Origin of the sequence: Bifidobacterium sp. ESL0728, assembly GCF_029392015.1 — a bacterium.
Classification (GTDB): Bacteria; Actinomycetota; Actinomycetes; order Actinomycetales; family Bifidobacteriaceae; genus Bifidobacterium.
In genome coordinates this window covers 1,444,758-1,461,439 of sequence record NZ_CP113925.1, presented here as the reverse complement: position 1 = coordinate 1,461,439, position 16,682 = coordinate 1,444,758, and the positions used below count along the sequence as shown (strand labels likewise).

Below are 16,682 nucleotides of genomic sequence, written 5' to 3'. Positions count from 1 at the left end.
TTCGCGGTTTTCGAGCGGTTAGTAGATAAGGAATAGAGGGAGCATGAGCCAGACGGCTTATAGAACACACCATGCCACTGAAGTGACCGAGGAACTGATCGGCCAGAAGGTAACCCTTGCGGGCTGGGTCGACCGCAGGCGCGATCACGGCGGCGTCGCCTTCATCGACTTGCGCGACAGCACCGGACTGGTACAGATCGTCATCTACGATGAGGAGATCGCCCGCCCGCTGCGCAGCGAGTTCGTGGTACAGGTCGTCGGCGAGGTGCGTGAGCGCCCGGACGGCAATGAGAACGAGCACCTCTCCACCGGCAAGGTCGAGGTCGTGGTCGAAAGCCTCAAGGTGCTGGCCAAGTCCGACGCGCTGCCCTTCCAGGTCTCGACGGCCCTCGAGAACGAGGCTGAGAACAAGCTGCCGGGCGAGGATGTGCGTTTGAAGTACCGTTACCTCGACCTGCGCCGCCCTTCCATGCAGAAGAACCTGAAGCTGCGCAGCGACATGACCCGTGCGGCGCGCCATGCGCTGGAGGATATGGATTTCACCGAAGTGGAGACCCCGACGTTCATCAAGTCCACGCCTGAAGGCGCGCGCGACTTCGTGGTGCCGGCCCGCTTGGTGCCCGGTTCCTGGTATGCACTGCCGCAGTCACCGCAGCTTTTGAAGCAGCTGTTGATGGTGGGCGGTGTCGAGCGCTACTTCCAGCTTGCACGTTGCTATCGCGACGAGGATTTCCGCGCCGACCGCCAGCCCGAATTCACCCAGCTCGATATGGAAATGAGCTACGTGGACCAGGAAGATGTCATGGCCATGGCCGAGAAGGTCATCGCCGCCATCTGGAAGACCCAGGGCTACGACGTCAAGCTGCCGATTGACCGCATCACCTGGCAGGACGCCATGGACAAGTATGGTTCCGACAAGCCTGACCTGCGCTTCGGCAACCCGATCGTCGAGCTTACCGATTACTTCAAGAACACGCCGTTCCGCGTCTTCCAGGCGCCGTACGTTGGTGCCGTTGTCTTCGAAGGTGGAGCCGATACGCCACGTCGTCAGTTCGACGCATGGCAGGAATGGGCGCGCCAGCGCGGGGCTAAGGGCCTTGCCTATGTGCAGTTCACCGGCGACGGAACCCTTAAGGGTCCTGTGGCCAAGAATCTTTCCGATGAGGAACGCAACGGACTCAAAGAGGCCGTGGGCGCCAAGGACGGGGACGCGGTGTTCTTCGCTGCCGGTAGCCGTGAGTCCTCGCAGCTGCTGCTCGGCGCCGCTCGCGTTGAGATCGCGCGTCGCGCAGGCCTGCTCGACCCGAAGAAGTTCGCCTTCACATGGGTGGTCGACTTCCCGCTCTTCAAGCGCACCGACGACCCGGATGACGACGATGTGGCCGTGGGCCATTCCAAGTGGACCTCCATGCATCACCCGTTCACGATGCCGAGCGCTGACTGGATTGACAAGTTCGACAAGGACCCGGAGCACGCCATGAGCGACTCCTACGACATCGTCTGCAACGGCGAGGAAATGGGCGGCGGCTCGGTGCGTATCCACCGCAACGATATCCAGGAGCGTGTGCTCGACGTGCTCGGCATCGGCGAGGAGGAAGCTCAGGAGAAGTTCGGCTTCCTGCTCGAAGCGTTCAAGTACGGCGCACCACCTCACGCGGGCATCGCGCTCGGCTGGGACCGTACGGTCTCCATCCTCGCAGGTGCGGATACGATTCGCGACGTCATCGCCTTCCCGAAGGCCGGCGGCGGCCGCGATCCGCTTACCGGCGCCCCGGCTCCGATTTCGGATGCCCAGCGTGCCGAAACCGGTGTCGACTACGACCCGGAAGAGGATAAGGACTAGCTTGGTTTCTTGGATTTTCTGAGAGACTGAATAAACGTCTGAAATGTGTCCAGTTCATTTTCGAGCTGGACACATTTGTATGTCGGGTAACTGATAGTTTTGAATGATCCAGCGTATTGTGAGATAACCAATGCCGCTTTCGCAAAGATCAAGAAATTTGTGTTGAAAATATTCTGATATAACGAATAATCTTAGATAATCCCAAATAATGCATGTACAGCATTGATTGCTGATATTCCTCAATAATTTCGCTGGTAACTATGTGGTAACAGTGTGCAGTTATACTGCTTTCCATGTCTGATACCAAAGAAACTACTATGAAAACGCGCGAAAACAGCGCGTCGGACCTGACGATGGACGAGAGCCATCCGTTGGTCGAGCTCTCGCACGTCGAGAAACATTATGGCAAGCTCCATGTCCTGAAAGACATCAATCTCAAGGTCAACAAGGGCGAAGTCCTCGTCGTTGTAGGGCCTTCCGGCTCCGGCAAATCCACGATGTGCCGCACCATCAATCGCCTCGAAACCATCGATTCCGGCACCATCCGCATCGACGGCCAGCCTCTGCCGCAGGAAGGCAAGGATCTGGCCAATCTTCGTGCCGAGGTTGGTATGGTCTTCCAGCAGTTCAATCTTTTCGCCAACAAGACCATTCTGCAAAACGTCACGCTCGCGCCGATCAAGGTGCGCCATATGGACAAGAAGGACGCCGACGACCTTGGCATGGATCTTCTCGCCCGGGTCGGTGTGGAGAGCCAGGCCAACAAGATGCCATCCCAGCTTTCCGGCGGCCAGCAGCAACGCGTAGCCATCGCCCGTGCACTGGCGATGCAGCCCAAGATCATGCTCTTCGACGAGCCCACCAGCGCCCTCGATCCGGAAATGGTCAACGAGGTGCTCGACGTCATGATCAAGCTCGCCAGTGAGGGCATGACGATGATCTGCGTGACCCACGAGATGGGCTTCGCGCGCAAGGCGGCCGACCACATCGTCTTCATGGCCGACGGCCGGATTCTGGAAAAGGGAACGCCCGACGAGTTCTTCGACCACCCGAAGACCGAACGTGCCAAGGACTTCCTCTCCAAGATTCTTACGCACTGACTTCCTAGGCGTGCGCGCTCGGTAATATCGGATTTTCATACGAATTTGCCGATGAATAATCGCGGCGCACGTTTTAACAGCAACAAGAGAACATCGATCGTTAATCCGCTCAACAGCGAATGGGGAAGTATCGGGAAAGCAAAAAGTCTATGAAACCATCATTCAACCATCTTTCGCGCATCTGGCGCAGGGTCCTTGCGGCTTTCTGTGCTTTGGCCTGCGTGTTCACCGTGGCCGCGTGTGGCTCGGGCAATGAGGCGGGCAAGATCCGCATCGGCATCAAATTCGACCAGCCGGGCGTCGGCTTCAAAAAATCCGGCACCTACGTCGGTTTCGACGTGGACGTGGCGCGTTACATCGCCCGCAAACTCGGCTACTCCGACGACGAGATCGTCTGGAAGGAAGCGCCGAGCAAACAGCGTGAGGCCATGCTGCAGAACGGCGATGTCGACATGATCGTCGCCAGTTATTCCATCACCGACGAGCGCAAGAAGGCCGTCACGTTCGCCGGGCCGTATTTCGTGGCCGGGCAGGACCTGATGGTTCGCAAGGACGACCATGAGATTACCGGGCCCGACAGCCTCAACGGCAAGCGCCTCTGCTCGGTGACCGGTTCGACATCGGCAGAAGTGGTCAAGCAGAAATTCTCGTCCAAAGTGCAGCTGATGGAGCAGCCCGGGTATGCGGAATGTGCAACGGCGCTGTTCAGCGGCATTGTCGACGCGGTGACCACCGACGATATCATTCTGGCCGGCCTCGCCTCCAACGCCCACGGCAAGCTGCGTTTGATCGGCAAACCGTTCACCCAGGAATATTACGGTGTCGGCGTCAAGAAGGGCAATGTGAAATTCGCCAAGAAGATCGACAAAGCCATCGCCCAGATGGAAAAGGACGGTTCATGGCAGCGTTATATCAATGACAATACGCGTGGAGTGAAATATAAGCCGAATATGAAATACAATCCGCCGAAGCCGGACCTCGGAGAGACGGGAGCCGCGAAATGAATGAATTCCTGCAATTGTTCAGCCAATACAACGTGCCGGGAGCGTTCCTCGTCAACATCGAGCTGACACTCTGGTCCGCGCTGTTTTCACTGATATTGGGCGTCATCCTGCTGATGATGCGCATCTCGCCGATTTCTTCGCTGCGTACTGTGGCGGGTGCCTACGTCGAGTTTTTCAAGAACATGCCGTTGACCATCATCATGGTCTTTATGGTGCTCGGCGCCTTCGCTCAGTTGAAACTCACGTTTTCAAATTCGTTCGCCACGAACTTCTTCTGGCTTGCGGTAACCGGCCTGTCGCTTTATACGGCGGCCTTCGTCTGCGAATCCCTGCGTTCCGGTATCAACACCGTCCCGCTCGGGCAGGCCGAAGCCGCACGCGCGCTGGGGCTCAATTTCATGCAGTCTGCCACACAGATCATTCTGCCGCAGGCATTCCGTGGTTCCGTCGCGCCTCTGGGCAACACATTGATTGCGCTTTTGAAAAACTCGACTGTTGCGGCCGCGGCATCGGTGGCCACCGAAACATCCAGCCTGATGAGCGAGATGATCGAGTTCCATGCGAACTCGATCATCGCCATCTTCCTGATTTTCGCGTTCGGCTACGTGATCCTGATCATTCCCATCGGGGCGCTGACGACGTTCCTTTCCAACAAGCTTGCAGTACAGAGGTGAACGCATGAGCAAGAACAACAATGAATCGTCCGTGCTCTTCGATGAGCCGGGGCCGAAAGGCAAACGCAACATTCGTATCGCCAACTGGATTGGCGGCATCCTGGTCGCCGTTCTCGTAGTGCTTATTCTCATGCGTCTGCACAACCCGCCGGACGGCGAGAACCAGCTCGACTGGGAGCTTTGGAAGCCTGCGCTTGACGGCGAGGCTTGGACGGACTTCTATCTGCCGGGGCTTTGGATGACCCTCAAAGCGGCCGTGTTGGCGGTAATCGGCTCGGTTGTTTTCGGTCTGATCTTCGGTGTCGGCAGGTTGCTGCCCAGCAGGATCGTACGAGGGGTTTCCGGCGTCATCGTCGAATTCTGCCGCGCGGTACCGGTGCTGATGTTCATGATTTTCTTCTGGAGGCTGTTCTCCTTCATGGGCATCCAAAGTGCCTCGTATTGGGCTGTCGTCCTTGGTCTGATTCTCTACAACGGCTCCGTTGTCGCGGAACTCGTACGAAGCGGCGTGGGCAACCTGCCGGGCGGCCAGCGTGAGGCCTCGTTGGCCCTAGGTTTGACCACCACGCAGTCGCTGATGCAGATCGAAGTACCACAGGCCATCTACGCCATGCTGCCCGCAGCGGTGACCCAGCTGGTCGTGGTCCTGAAGGACACGGCGCTCGGTTCAATCATCATGTACACCGACCTGTTGCAGGAATCACGCCGTTTGGGCTCGATGTACTTCAACATCCTACAGACGTTGGTGGTTGCCGGTGTGGTCTACTTCATCGTCTGCGCGCTGCTCTCTAAGCTTGCCGAATGGCTGCCGAGCCGTATGCAGGCCCGTACTGCCGCCCCGGCTGAGCCGGAGCCGGTGGCACCGATCGCCATCATGGATGCCTCGAATGTCAACCAGATCGCTGTCGCCAAGGAGCTGGGCGAGGACCGCTACGGCGGTGCTCCCGGCCAGTACCACATCCATCATCGTGGCACCAACGCTTCCGTGCATCACTGGCGGGAAACCCGCTACATGCAGGGTTACGATGCTACGCACCCTGACAGCGCCGGGAAGCGTGACCATGTCGAGTTTCCCGACATCCCGCATCCACATCGCAAGGCTCATCCGCATGGAGATAAGCCTGAAAATCGTGAGGATAAGTAGTTTGTCGATATGAGTGCTGGAATGGTGACTATTGATTTTTCAGTGGTCACCATTTTTTATATCTTACTTTTCGTAGTTGGCCGTGGAGCGGGGAGATATACAATGTTCAGACATCCTCCAGGCCGGTAGGCCGAGCTTTATGTCTGAACATCGCATATCTCCCCACTCCACTCGTTTCGTAAAATTGGTTTGTTGCATGAATTGTTTAGAAGTTAGCTCTTCGGTGTTGAAATAAAATGAAGAGTAGCGAGCGGACGATAGAGTTGGGGTTATGACACAGAGTTTAGGGGAGTTGGCGCCTAGCTGGGATGGCAGCGGGGACGAGAAACGCAATATCGATGCCGACGAGATTTATGACAGGTTCTTTGAGTGGGTGAAAGATGTCAAGGGCATCGATCCCTGGCCGCACCAGGAAGAGGCGGTCATGGACCTTTTGGCCGGCGACCATGTCATTCTGAGCACGCCGACCGGTTCCGGCAAGTCGCTGGTGGCTCTGGGCATGCATTTCGCGGCGTTGTGCACCGGGCGACGTTCGTATTACACAGCGCCCATCAAGGCGTTGGTTTCCGAGAAATTCTTCGATCTGGTCGAAGCTTTTGGCCGCGATAATGTTGGCATGATTACTGGCGATACCAGCATCAATTCCGATGCGCCGATCATCTGCTGCACCGCTGAGATTCTGGCCAACCAAGCGTTGCGCGAGGGAATAAACGCTGATATTGGCTGCGTGGCGATGGACGAGTTCCATTATTACGGGGACGCCGATCGCGGGTGGGCCTGGCAGGTGCCACTGCTGACGTTGCCGAAAACTCAATTTCTTCTGATGAGTGCGACGCTCGGCAATGTCAATGCCATCGCAGACAAACTCGAGGATATGACCCGACGTGATGTGGACGTTATCGACGATGCGCCGAGGCCGGTTCCATTGAGCTACGAATATACCGATAAACAGCTTGCCGGCACTGTCGAACTGCTCTTCAATCGTGGCGATACCCCTATCTATGTCGTTCATTTTTCGCAGGATGCGGCGCTGGAAACCGCGCAGGCGCTCGCCAGCACCGGCGTTTCCAGCAAGGAACAGCGCAAGGCCATCACCGAAGCCATCAAGGGTACGCGCTTCAGCACGGCGTTCGGCAAGATCCTACAACGGCTGTTGCGTACCGGCGTCGGCATTCATCACGCAGGTATGCTGCCGCGCTACCGGCGCCTGGTCGAACAACTGGCCCAGCAAGGGCTGTTGCCGGTCATCTGTGGAACCGATACGCTTGGCGTGGGTATCAACGTGCCGATTCATTCCGTTGTCTTGACCCAGCTCACCAAATTCGATGGGTTCAAGATGCGAAGGCTGCGTGCCCGTGAATTCCATCAGATCGCCGGACGTGCCGGACGCATGGGCTTCGACACCGAAGGGTTGGTGGTGGCCGAGGCCCCCGAATTCGAGATTGAAAACGCGCGGGCCATTGCCAAGGCCAACGGCGACCCGAAGAAGCTCAAGAAAATCAAGCGCAAGAAGCCACAGGAGGGCTTCGTCACCTGGAACGAAGGTACGTTCGACAAACTCATCGAAGCCGCGCCGGAGACGCTGATGCCGCATATGAAAATCAGCCATTCCATGGTCTTGAACGAAGTGGCGCAGGGCGGCGACGCACGAGCCCGTATCGACAAGCTTATCGACGATTCCTCGCAGACCCCGGAACAGAAAGAGTATCTGCACGAGCGGGCCGACGAGATCTTCCAGACCATGTTCGACTCGTCTTTCATCGAGGCCGAGGACAATGGTCGCGGTGGCAAGGATTACTTCCTGGCCGTCGATGTACCGGACAATTTCGCGCTCGACCAGCCGCTTTCGCCGTTTCTTTTGGCAGCGCTGGAACTGCTCGACCCGGAATCCGACACCTACGCGCTCGACGTCATTTCGATGGTCGAAGCGACGCTCGAAGATCCGAAGCAGGTTTTGAAAGCCCAACAACGGCAGGCGCGCGACAAAGCGATGGCCGAGATGAAGGCCGATGGACTTGACTACGACGAACGAATCGACAAGCTGCAGGAGGTCACTTGGCCGAAGCCGCTCGAGGAAATGCTTGACGCCGCTTTCGATGAATACCGCCACGACGTGCCGTGGGCCAATGACTACGAGTTGAGCCCCAAATCCGTGGTGCGCGACATGGTGGAGACGGCCAGTGATTTCACCGGCTACATCGCCCGTTACAACATCGCGCGGAGCGAAGGCACGCTTCTGCGCTACCTTTCCGACGCCTACCGATCGCTCGCCCGTACCGTTCCTGTCGAGAAACGCAACGACGAACTGGAAGACATCATCTCATGGCTGCGTGTGGTCGTGCGTTCCGTCGATTCCAGCCTCGTAGACGAATGGGAAAACGCTGGTAGTGAGACGGCAGCTGACGCCGAAAGCGCTGGGCTTACTGCTGCTGCACCTGGTGGCAAGGCTGCCGTGGTAGAGGATAGGCGAGGCCTGATCGTGCTCATCCGCAACGCCATGTTCCGCCGCATCCAGCTTATGGATCAGGACAGGCCGGAGGAGCTTGGCGCGCTCGATAAGGACTGGGGCTACGGCGTGCACGAATGGGAGGACGCGCTCGACGATTACTACGACGAGCACGAGTATGTAGGCATCGACCAGAAGGCCCGTAGCGGCGATCTTTTCATCTTGGATGATCGAAACGAGGCCAAGGAGCATACGTGGAAGGTGCGGCAGATCATCGACGATTCCGACGGTGACTATGATTGGGCCATCACCGGCACCGTCGATCTCGACGCCACGCAGGAAAGCGGCGAGGTGGTCTTCGTGGATTACCGCGTCAGCAACGACGGACTTGACTGAATTTTAGCTACCTTTGTTTCTGGATTCTTGCGTTTGGCGGCTCGGCTCAATTCCATGATGAAAACAATTTGACGGCAGGCCGACGTATGGTCCGGCCTGTGCTGGTTCATGAGTTGATTTGGATTCGGAATAGGTAAACTTGAACGATATCAACTGTTCGAACGGATATACGAACAAATGTTCGAATGATGGGGTAAGGTGAAGGTATGACCGAAGATCTGTTCAGCGCCGCCGATGCGCCCGAAGACGTGACCCGCCCGCTTGCCGTGCGGATGCGGCCGACGACGCTCGATGAGGTCGTGGGGCAGCACCAGGTGTTGGGTGAAGGTTCCCCTTTGCGCAGACTTGCCAGCCCTGCGTCGAAAGGATCATTGACCGCGCCGAGCTCGATTATCCTGTTCGGTCCTCCGGGGGTCGGTAAGACCACGCTGGCCTATATCGTCGCGCAGCAATCCGGACGTGATTTCGAGGAGCTTTCCGCCGTCACCTCCGGCGTCAAGGATGTGCGTGCCGTGCTGGAACGTGCCCACGAACGGTTGGTGACACAAGGGCGCGAGACGGTGCTGTTCATCGACGAGGTGCACCGCTTCTCCAAATCCCAGCAGGACGCGTTGCTTCCGAGCGTCGAGAACCGCGATGTCACCTTCATCGGGGCGACCACGGAGAACCCGAGTTTCTCCATCAACAAGCCGTTGCTGAGCCGGTCGGTGGTCGTGAAGCTCGAATCACTGGAACCCGACGACCTGAAAACGTTGATTACCCGTGCGCTGGAAAGTGAACACGGTCTCAAGGGCGAAGTCAAGGCAACCGATGAAGCGGTCAATGAGATCATCCGTATGGCCGGAGGAGACGGACGCAAGACTCTGACCATTCTCGAGGCTGCGGCGGGTGCCGTCACCGGCGACAAAGAACGCAAGAAGGGCGCTCGCAAGCCAATCATCACCCCCGATATTGTCTCGAAGGTCATGGATTCGGCCACCGTGCGTTACGACAAGGACGGTGACGACCATTACGATGTCGCCTCCGCCTTCATCAAATCGATGAGGGGCTCGGACCCGGACGCCGCGTTGCACTATCTGGCGCGGATGTTGCGGGCGGGGGAGGATCCGCGTTTCATCGCTCGCCGTATCATGATTGCCTCGGCCGAGGAAGTCGGCATGGCCGCTCCTCAGATTTTGCAACTCACCGTCGCTGCGGCACAGGCGGTGGCCATGGTCGGCATGCCCGAGGCGCGGATCATCCTTTCCGAGGCGGTCATCGCCGTGGCCACGGCTCCCAAGTCGAATGCCAGCTACAATGCCATCAATCAGGCGCTTGCCGATGTGGATGCCGGCATGATCGGCCAGGTGCCGTTGTGGCTGAGAAACGCGCCGACCAAGCTGATGAAGGACTGGGGCAACAAGGACGGCTATATCTACGCGCACGACGTACCGGGAGCCATTGCCACACAGCAATACATGCCAGACGAGCTGGTAGGGCATGAATATTATCATCCCAACGACCGTGGCTACGAGCGTGAGGTCGGGCCGAGGCTGGAGAGGATTCGCGAGATTCTTCATGGGGATGCTGCCAAAAGACGAAAAGAACCAGGTGACAATTCCGGCTGAAGTCGAGACAAATAATCAAAAAACGATTAAGATTATTGAAGAATAATTCATATCGTCATTGATAAGGAGTGGCCATGACAGGGGAAACAAGCAAGGTTAAGAAACTTATCGTCAACTGCATACCCGTTGACGGACAGGACAGGCAGCGGTTCATCGAGGCTGCGGGCGATGTGCCCATTGAATTCTGCGGTGATCCTGAACATTATGGCGACATGAAGGTGAAAGCGCAGATTCCTGAGGAGCTGCGCGGAAAAGCAACGGCGGTGCTGGGCAATTTCGACCCGGCCATCGCCGACCAATTCACCAGTCTCGAGTGGTTGCAGACCTGGAGTGCGGGTGTCGATGCCTATATCAAGCCGGGTTTGTTGCCGGAAGGCGTGAAGATTACCAGCGCCACAGGCGCCTATGGCCAATCCGTAGGCGAACACATGATTGCCATGATGTGGGCGCTGATGAAGAACTTTACACTTTATGTTCGCGATCAGTCGGCGCATCAATGGAAGGACGAGGGGACGGTACTCAGCCCGAACGGTGCGACTGCCTTGGTCATCGGCACCGGCGACATCGGATCGCATTTCGCGGGCCTTGCCAAGGGCGCGGGGATGCATACTGTCGGCGTGCGTCGCAGTGCCGACAAGCCCGTCGATGGTATCGATGAGATGCATGGATTCGATGAGTTGGATGCACTGTTGCCGCAGGCCGATGTAGCCGCGCTTTCATTGCCGAGGGCCGCCGATACCCACCACCTTATGGACGCGCGCAGGCTTGCCCTGCTCAAGAAAGATGCCATCGTCATCAACGGCGGGCGTGGCGATGCGGTAGATGACGATGCTCTGGCCGATGCCTTGAATCGCCATATCATTCGAGGCGCAGGACTTGATGTTTTCGAAACGGAGCCGTTGCCCGAGTCTCATCCGCTTTGGGACGCACCGCGTTGCATCATGACCCCGCATGTCGCCGGCGGCAGCCATCTGGCCAGCAACGATGCCCATATCGTCGATATCGCTGTAGCCAACGTGCGCCGTTACGTCAACGGCGAGCCTCTCAAGGACAATGCGCATCGCTGAGTCCCTCTTGGATTTTCCTTTTCCTTGTAACGTTTGGATGTGGATTCCATTTGTCGCTATGATTTGATGATTGTGATACATCGGATTTGGCGATCGATATGGATCCCATATTAGTCAACTACAGAAAATCCGCCCCCAACAAATGTATCGGGGGCGGATTTCCTGGTTTTGCTCTAAACGAATCGGATTTTACTTGTAAGCCTCATCCAGCTGGGCTTCCATCTCTTCGAAGCGATCGACCCGGGGATGGAAGATCGGGTGGCCAGCTGCGACCACAAGCAGTGGCTTTTCGAGGGTGCGCAGATTGTCGACCGGGTTTTCTTCAAGTACCAGCAGATCGGCGGACTTGCCCACTTCCAACGAACCGGTGACTTCGCTTAAGCCAAGGATTTCGGCGGTGACCTGCGTGCCGGCGTGGAATGCTTCGGCAGGGGTGAATCCGGCGAAACGAACCAGCAACGCCATCTCGCGCCAGGTGCCGTACTGCGGCACGAAGGGCATTGCGGAGTCAGTGCCGACGCCGACCTTGATGCCGGCTTCGTGCGCCTGCTTCGCGCCGTTGACCATGCCCTCGATCACGGGCACTGAATTCTCCATCTGGATGTCGGTCATATTGAGTGTTTCCTGCGAAAGGTATTTCATCGGCAGACCCGCGGAAAGTGTGGGTTCCAATGCGCTGAAACCGCGCAGCGAGTTCGGGTTGTTCAGGAAGAGTTCGGTCAGCTCGTCGTCCAGCGTGCAACCGTGCTCGATGGTGTCGACGCCGGCTTTCAGGGCACGGCGAACTCCTTCCTCGCTTTGCGCATGGGCGGCGACGATGATGTCGTTGGCATGCGCGGCCTCACAGATGGCGCGCATCTGTTCGACCGTCATTTGCGGGGCGCCGGCCTCGCCAAGCACCTGAGAATCGGTGACGCCACCGGTGGCCGCGATTTTCAACGCATTGACGCCATGGTCGATGCTGTATTCGGCTTCGCTGCGGGCTTCCTCGGGAGTCGAGCTTTCCATGGCGACCAGCGGTGCGCCGTGGCCGTCGGGAATCGCGAGCATCGGGCCGGAGGCCATGATGCGCGGGCCGACCATCTTTCCTGAGTTGATTCGGTCACGAATGGCGATGACTTCATAGCCGACGTCGCCGACGGTGCGGATCGTGGTGACTCCAGAGTTCAGCAGCGTCATGATGTTGGACTTGCTGGTCTCGTACATGAAGAGCTTGCCTGGGGCGGAATGCATGATTTTCGCGGTTTTGCGCTGGCCTTCGGGAGTGCTGCCCTTGGGGTCGAGCGGCTTGCCTTGCGAGAAGGTATGGGTATGGCCGTTGATCATGCCGGGGGAGACGAATTTGCCGGTGCCGTCGAGGCGGTGGTAGCCAGGAGGTACTATGACCGCGTTTGAGGGCCCGAGTTTGCGAATCTTGCCCAGGCCGTCGACCACGACGGTAGTGTCGTTTAAGACGCGACCATCCTCGTCGCCGGTGGCTACACTGGCGTGTTCGATGGCGAATGGTTCTATCGCGGTGTTACGTGGTGCGTGCATATCGTCTCCTTGATAGGCAAAACAGTTTGAGATGAAGCTCAATCCCACTCTATCAGGATTTGGTAAATAACGTCGCGAAAGAGATGAATTTGTCCCTCGTTTTGTTGCTGTCGCACGAAGATTTTATGGAATTTGTCTATAACCTCACCACCGAAAGAATCCCGGTTTTAAGACTCAGCAGCACCGCAAGATAGAGTGCGCACAGGATGACGAAGACCACATCCTTGCCCCTGATGCGCATGGCATGCCAGTGGGTGCGATGAATGCCTTCCTCATAGCTGCGAGCGTCAAGCGCGAGCGAAAGGTTGTCCGAATGGCGCAGCGCGCCGGCGAAGATCGGGACGATGATGGCGACTATCGCCTTGATTCGTTTGGTGGGGGAGCCGGTTTCGATGCTGCCGCCACGTGCCGCCTGCGCGTCCATGATGTTGTGCGCCTCGTCGGCCAGTGTCGGCAGGAAACGGAGTGCGAGGCTCATCACCAAAGCCAGTTCCTGGGTATGCAAGCCCAGTCGGCGCAGCGGGGAAAGCAGGGAGCCGAATCCGTCGGTCAGTGCCGTGGGTGTGGTGGTCTGCAGCAGGATGATACCCAGCAGAATGACCAGTCCGAAACGGCAGGTATAGAGTACCGCGGCCATCACGCCTTCGTCGGTGATCGGGAAATTCCAGAAAGTCACCAGAGGTTTGCCGGTACGCACGAAGAGCATGTTGATGATACCCATCACCAAAAGCAATACCAAAAATCCGCGCATCGAACGGAACAGACGTTTCGGGCCAAGTTTCGCAGCGGCCGCAAGAACGATGACCATCAGCGCGGTCAGGCCGAGTTGTGGCAGGGAACTGACCATGAACGACGTGAACATCAGCACAAGGAACACGACCAGTTTCACTCTCGGGTCAAGACGTTCGATGATGCTCGTTTGCTGGGTGGTTTTGGAGATGTTGGCATTATCTGCGGATTGCCTGCTGCGCTCGGATTGGCGGACGCCGGTTGATCGGTTACCGTTGTCGGCTGCTGCTTCGTGCGTGCCGGTTGATCGAGGCTTGTCGGTGGATTGCTTGTTTAGGTTGGCTTTAGAGGTGCCTTTGGATGATTCCTGATGTTCATTGATCGAAGAATGTTCCACGGCATCTTCGCGTTGTCCGTCTTCGTTTGATTCCGACGTTTGTTGTGCGGTTTCGTTCCGATTGGAATTATCGGTTACGTTGTTTCCGTCATTACCATCATCGAATGGTTTGCCGAGAGTGATGACACGGTCGGCCAGCTGACGTGCCTGACGTCGGGAATGGGTGATGAGGACTATCGTCACGCCGTGCGCGTTGAGGGTACGGACGAGTGCGTAGATGCGCTCGCTGGCCGTCGCGTCGAGTCCGGCGGTCGGTTCGTCCAAAATAAGAATACGTGGGTCGCAGGCGATGATGCCGGCGATGGCGGCGAGTCGCTGCTGCCCGCCCGAAAGCGAGAAGGGGGAACGTTCGGCGAGTTCGCTGATACCGAGCAAAGCCAATGCCCGGTCTACTCGCTGGTCGACCACCTGCTGTGGCAGGCCTTGGTTGCCTGGCCCGTAGGCCACGTCCTGCCGTACGGTTTCGGCGAACAGCTGGTGCTCCGGCTGCTGCATCACTAGCCCCACACTGGAACGCAACGCTTTCTTGTCGCGTCTTGACATGGAATTCAAATCAATGCCAGCTACTTTGATGGTGCCACTATCGGGTTTCGATAACGCAGTCATCAGCCGGGTCAGTGTAGATTTGCCGGTTCCGTTGCGGCCCATGATAGCGACCACTTCGCCCTGCTCGATACTCATCGAAAAATCATGAAGTGTGTCGATGTCGGCCTTGGGGTAGCGGAATGATACGTGCTCGAAACTGATGGCGGGTTCACCTGAGGGAAATGCAGAATCGGAAGGTTCTCTTTCCTTGCCGGCATCGTTGTCGCGCCAGGCTTTTCGGGTTGAAGAATGATCGGATTGCTCCGAAGGGTTTGTTGCGGTTTTTGCCGAACTGTTTTCGGCATGCACAGGTTTGTTGCTTGCATTGTCATTCGGATTTGCCGGATTTGCCTCGATGATAAGGCCGTCGGGTTTCAGCATGCCGGTGTCGTCGGCGTTGGTCACTGAAAGCTTCAACGCGGCCTGCGTCTGCGAAAGTTCGACAAGCCTCCCGTTTTCGAGACTCAGAATGCGATCGGCAGCCTTGAGTTCCTCGGGTCGGTGAGTGACGTGAACGATGGTGGTGCCGGAGCACTGGAGGTTGTCAAGAACGCGTAATACATCGTGTTGGGCTTCGATGTCGAGCATCGCCGTCGGCTCGTCAAGTACGATCATCTTGGGATGCATCGCCAGAATTCCGGCGATGGCAATGCGCTGCTGCTGGCCACCGCTCATACGCGAGGGGTCGTCAAACAGGAAGTCGTGCATATCGACCGCGTCGAGGGATTCTGTAACCCGCGAGGTAATGTTGTCGGGTTCAAGGGCAAGGTTTTCCGGGCCGAACGCCACATCGTCGCCCACCACGGTGGTAATGATCTGGTCCGCGGGATTCTGGAAAACCGCGCCGATATCCCTTCGCGCTTTGCGATAAAGGTCGCTGTGCGGTGTTCCCGAAGAGAATACGTCGTAACCCAGCAAAGTCACGGAGCCGTCATCGGGCGCGGCAAGACCTGCAATCAAACGCGCCAGCGTCGATTTGCCTGATCCGTTCGGACCGACCAAGCAGACTCGTTCGCCATTATGGATAGTAAGATCGATGCCATTCAAAGCCCACGTTTTGCCGCCGTCATAGCTGAATCGGACATTATCGAGCTGGGCTGCAAAACCATTGAGGCTGTTTGCTCCATCTTTCTTGTTCGTCGCGTCAACATCCCCTTTACCATTTTGCTTGATGGAATTTGCATTAGGGGAATGTTTGCGGGCTTTTCCGAGATTTTCGCCGGGAAGGTAGGCCGAAGCCGAACCTTCGTCGCTGTGAGGCTCAGAAGGCTCGACATCGGTGTGTGTACGGGAAACCGTAGTCATGTTCTGCTAATTCCTAGCGGTTCAAGAGGTTGGAAATCGGCTTGTAGATGATGAAGGTGACCACGCCGTGGATGGCAAACTTGATGAGATTGAACGGCAGGAGAATCGGCACGACCATCTTCAGAACCTGAGCCGTGGTCATGTGGGCGTAGATCGGGGTGATCAGAATATTGCCACCGATGGCCGCGATCAGGCCGAAGACCACGCCGACGAGAATACCGACCAATGCGCCGACGCGGGTGCGCATGTGCTTGTAGACCATGGCCGCCGGAACGCTCAGGAACACCGAGACTGCGATGGACATGATGGCGCCCCACGGGTTCATGAACAGGTGGGGAATCCAGCTCAGAACGCTGACGATGAACGCCGCCATCGGGCCGAACGCGAAACCTGCGACCAGGCAGATGATGCCGGAAAGGTCATATTTGAGCCACGGAACACCCGGCATGATGGGGAACTCGATGAACGAGGCGGCCATCGCCAGCGCTACGAAGAGTGCATAAATCGCGATGCGCTGCGTCGACCAACGTCCCTTGTCGGCCACACCGGTGGAGTGTGAGGATTGCGTCTTGTCGTGTGGAGCGGTTGTTTCCGCTCCGTTTCCGGCAGCGGCGGATTCCGTGACTTTTGTGGAACCATCGTCGTCAATCGACGAATTTTGGGTATCAGAAATATCGCTCATGATGAGCCCCGTTTCTTTCATCCGGACTATAACCGTTGGCCTCGGATTCTCACCGGATCGACCGCTTCCGCGGCTCGCGGGCTTCGGCAATGCTGTCGTTATGAAACCGACAGTGTCGTTACCGCCAATAAGGAATTTCACCTTCCCTGAAACTTACGTCCCTATCT

The 16,682-nt window shown here is 57.3% G+C and carries 11 protein-coding genes and 1 riboswitch; of the genes, 8 read left to right on the top strand and 3 right to left on the bottom strand.

All coding sequences use genetic code 11. The annotated features are described in order from the left end of the window. Positions 1 to 43 precede the first annotated feature (43 nt). The 8 genes from aspS (at position 44) to OZX67_RS05715 (ending at position 11,281) form a co-directional block, all read left to right on the top strand. On the top strand, positions 44 to 1,843 hold the full coding sequence (aspS, locus tag OZX67_RS05750; RefSeq protein WP_277141711.1) for an aspartate--tRNA ligase: 1,800 nt from the start codon (positions 44 to 46) through the stop codon (positions 1,841 to 1,843). Between the two features lie 317 nt (positions 1,844 to 2,160). Further along, entirely contained in the window at positions 2,161 to 2,943 is a 783-nt protein-coding gene (locus OZX67_RS05745; RefSeq protein WP_277141709.1) for an amino acid ABC transporter ATP-binding protein, read from the top strand. A gap of 149 nt (positions 2,944 to 3,092) precedes the next feature. Then, entirely contained in the window at positions 3,093 to 3,947 is an 855-nt protein-coding gene (locus OZX67_RS05740) for a glutamate ABC transporter substrate-binding protein (RefSeq protein ID WP_277141706.1), read from the top strand. Next, positions 3,944 to 4,621: an ABC transporter permease subunit gene (locus tag OZX67_RS05735; protein ID WP_277141704.1), complete on the top strand. Its 678-nt coding sequence runs from the start codon at positions 3,944 to 3,946 to the stop codon at positions 4,619 to 4,621. The genes OZX67_RS05740 and OZX67_RS05735 overlap by 4 nt, the downstream gene beginning before the upstream one ends. 4 nt (positions 4,622 to 4,625) lie before the next feature. Further along, positions 4,626 to 5,765 carry an amino acid ABC transporter permease gene (locus OZX67_RS05730; protein WP_277141701.1) on the top strand — a complete coding sequence of 380 codons (1,140 nt, stop codon included), beginning with the start codon at positions 4,626 to 4,628 and terminating at the stop codon, positions 5,763 to 5,765. Positions 5,766 to 6,036: 271 nt separating this feature from the next. Beyond that, a complete protein-coding gene (locus OZX67_RS05725) occupies positions 6,037 to 8,607 on the top strand; it encodes a DEAD/DEAH box helicase (protein WP_277141699.1) in 2,571 nt (856 codons plus the stop codon). 206 nt (positions 8,608 to 8,813) lie between these two features. Further along, on the top strand, positions 8,814 to 10,214 hold the full coding sequence (locus OZX67_RS05720) for a replication-associated recombination protein A (RefSeq protein WP_277141697.1): 1,401 nt from the start codon (positions 8,814 to 8,816) through the stop codon (positions 10,212 to 10,214). 74 nt (positions 10,215 to 10,288) lie between these two features. After that, a complete protein-coding gene (locus tag OZX67_RS05715) occupies positions 10,289 to 11,281 on the top strand; it encodes a D-2-hydroxyacid dehydrogenase (protein WP_277141696.1) in 993 nt (330 codons plus the stop codon). Positions 11,282 to 11,470: 189 nt separating this feature from the next. Here the strand turns inward: OZX67_RS05715 and OZX67_RS05710 are convergent, their stop codons facing one another. The 3 genes from OZX67_RS05710 to OZX67_RS05700 form a co-directional block, all read right to left on the bottom strand. Beyond that, positions 11,471 to 12,817: an amidohydrolase family protein gene (locus OZX67_RS05710; RefSeq protein WP_277141694.1), complete on the bottom strand. Its 1,347-nt coding sequence runs from the start codon at positions 12,815 to 12,817 to the stop codon at positions 11,471 to 11,473. A gap of 136 nt (positions 12,818 to 12,953) precedes the next feature. Next, on the bottom strand, positions 12,954 to 15,833 hold the full coding sequence (locus OZX67_RS05705; protein ID WP_277141692.1) for an energy-coupling factor transporter ATPase: 2,880 nt from the start codon (positions 15,831 to 15,833) through the stop codon (positions 12,954 to 12,956). Positions 15,834 to 15,846: 13 nt separating this feature from the next. Further along, positions 15,847 to 16,515: an ECF transporter S component gene (locus OZX67_RS05700; protein WP_277141690.1), complete on the bottom strand. Its 669-nt coding sequence runs from the start codon at positions 16,513 to 16,515 to the stop codon at positions 15,847 to 15,849. Positions 16,516 to 16,520: 5 nt separating this feature from the next. Beyond that, positions 16,521 to 16,673, bottom strand: a riboswitch (FMN riboswitch). Positions 16,674 to 16,682 lie beyond the last annotated feature (9 nt).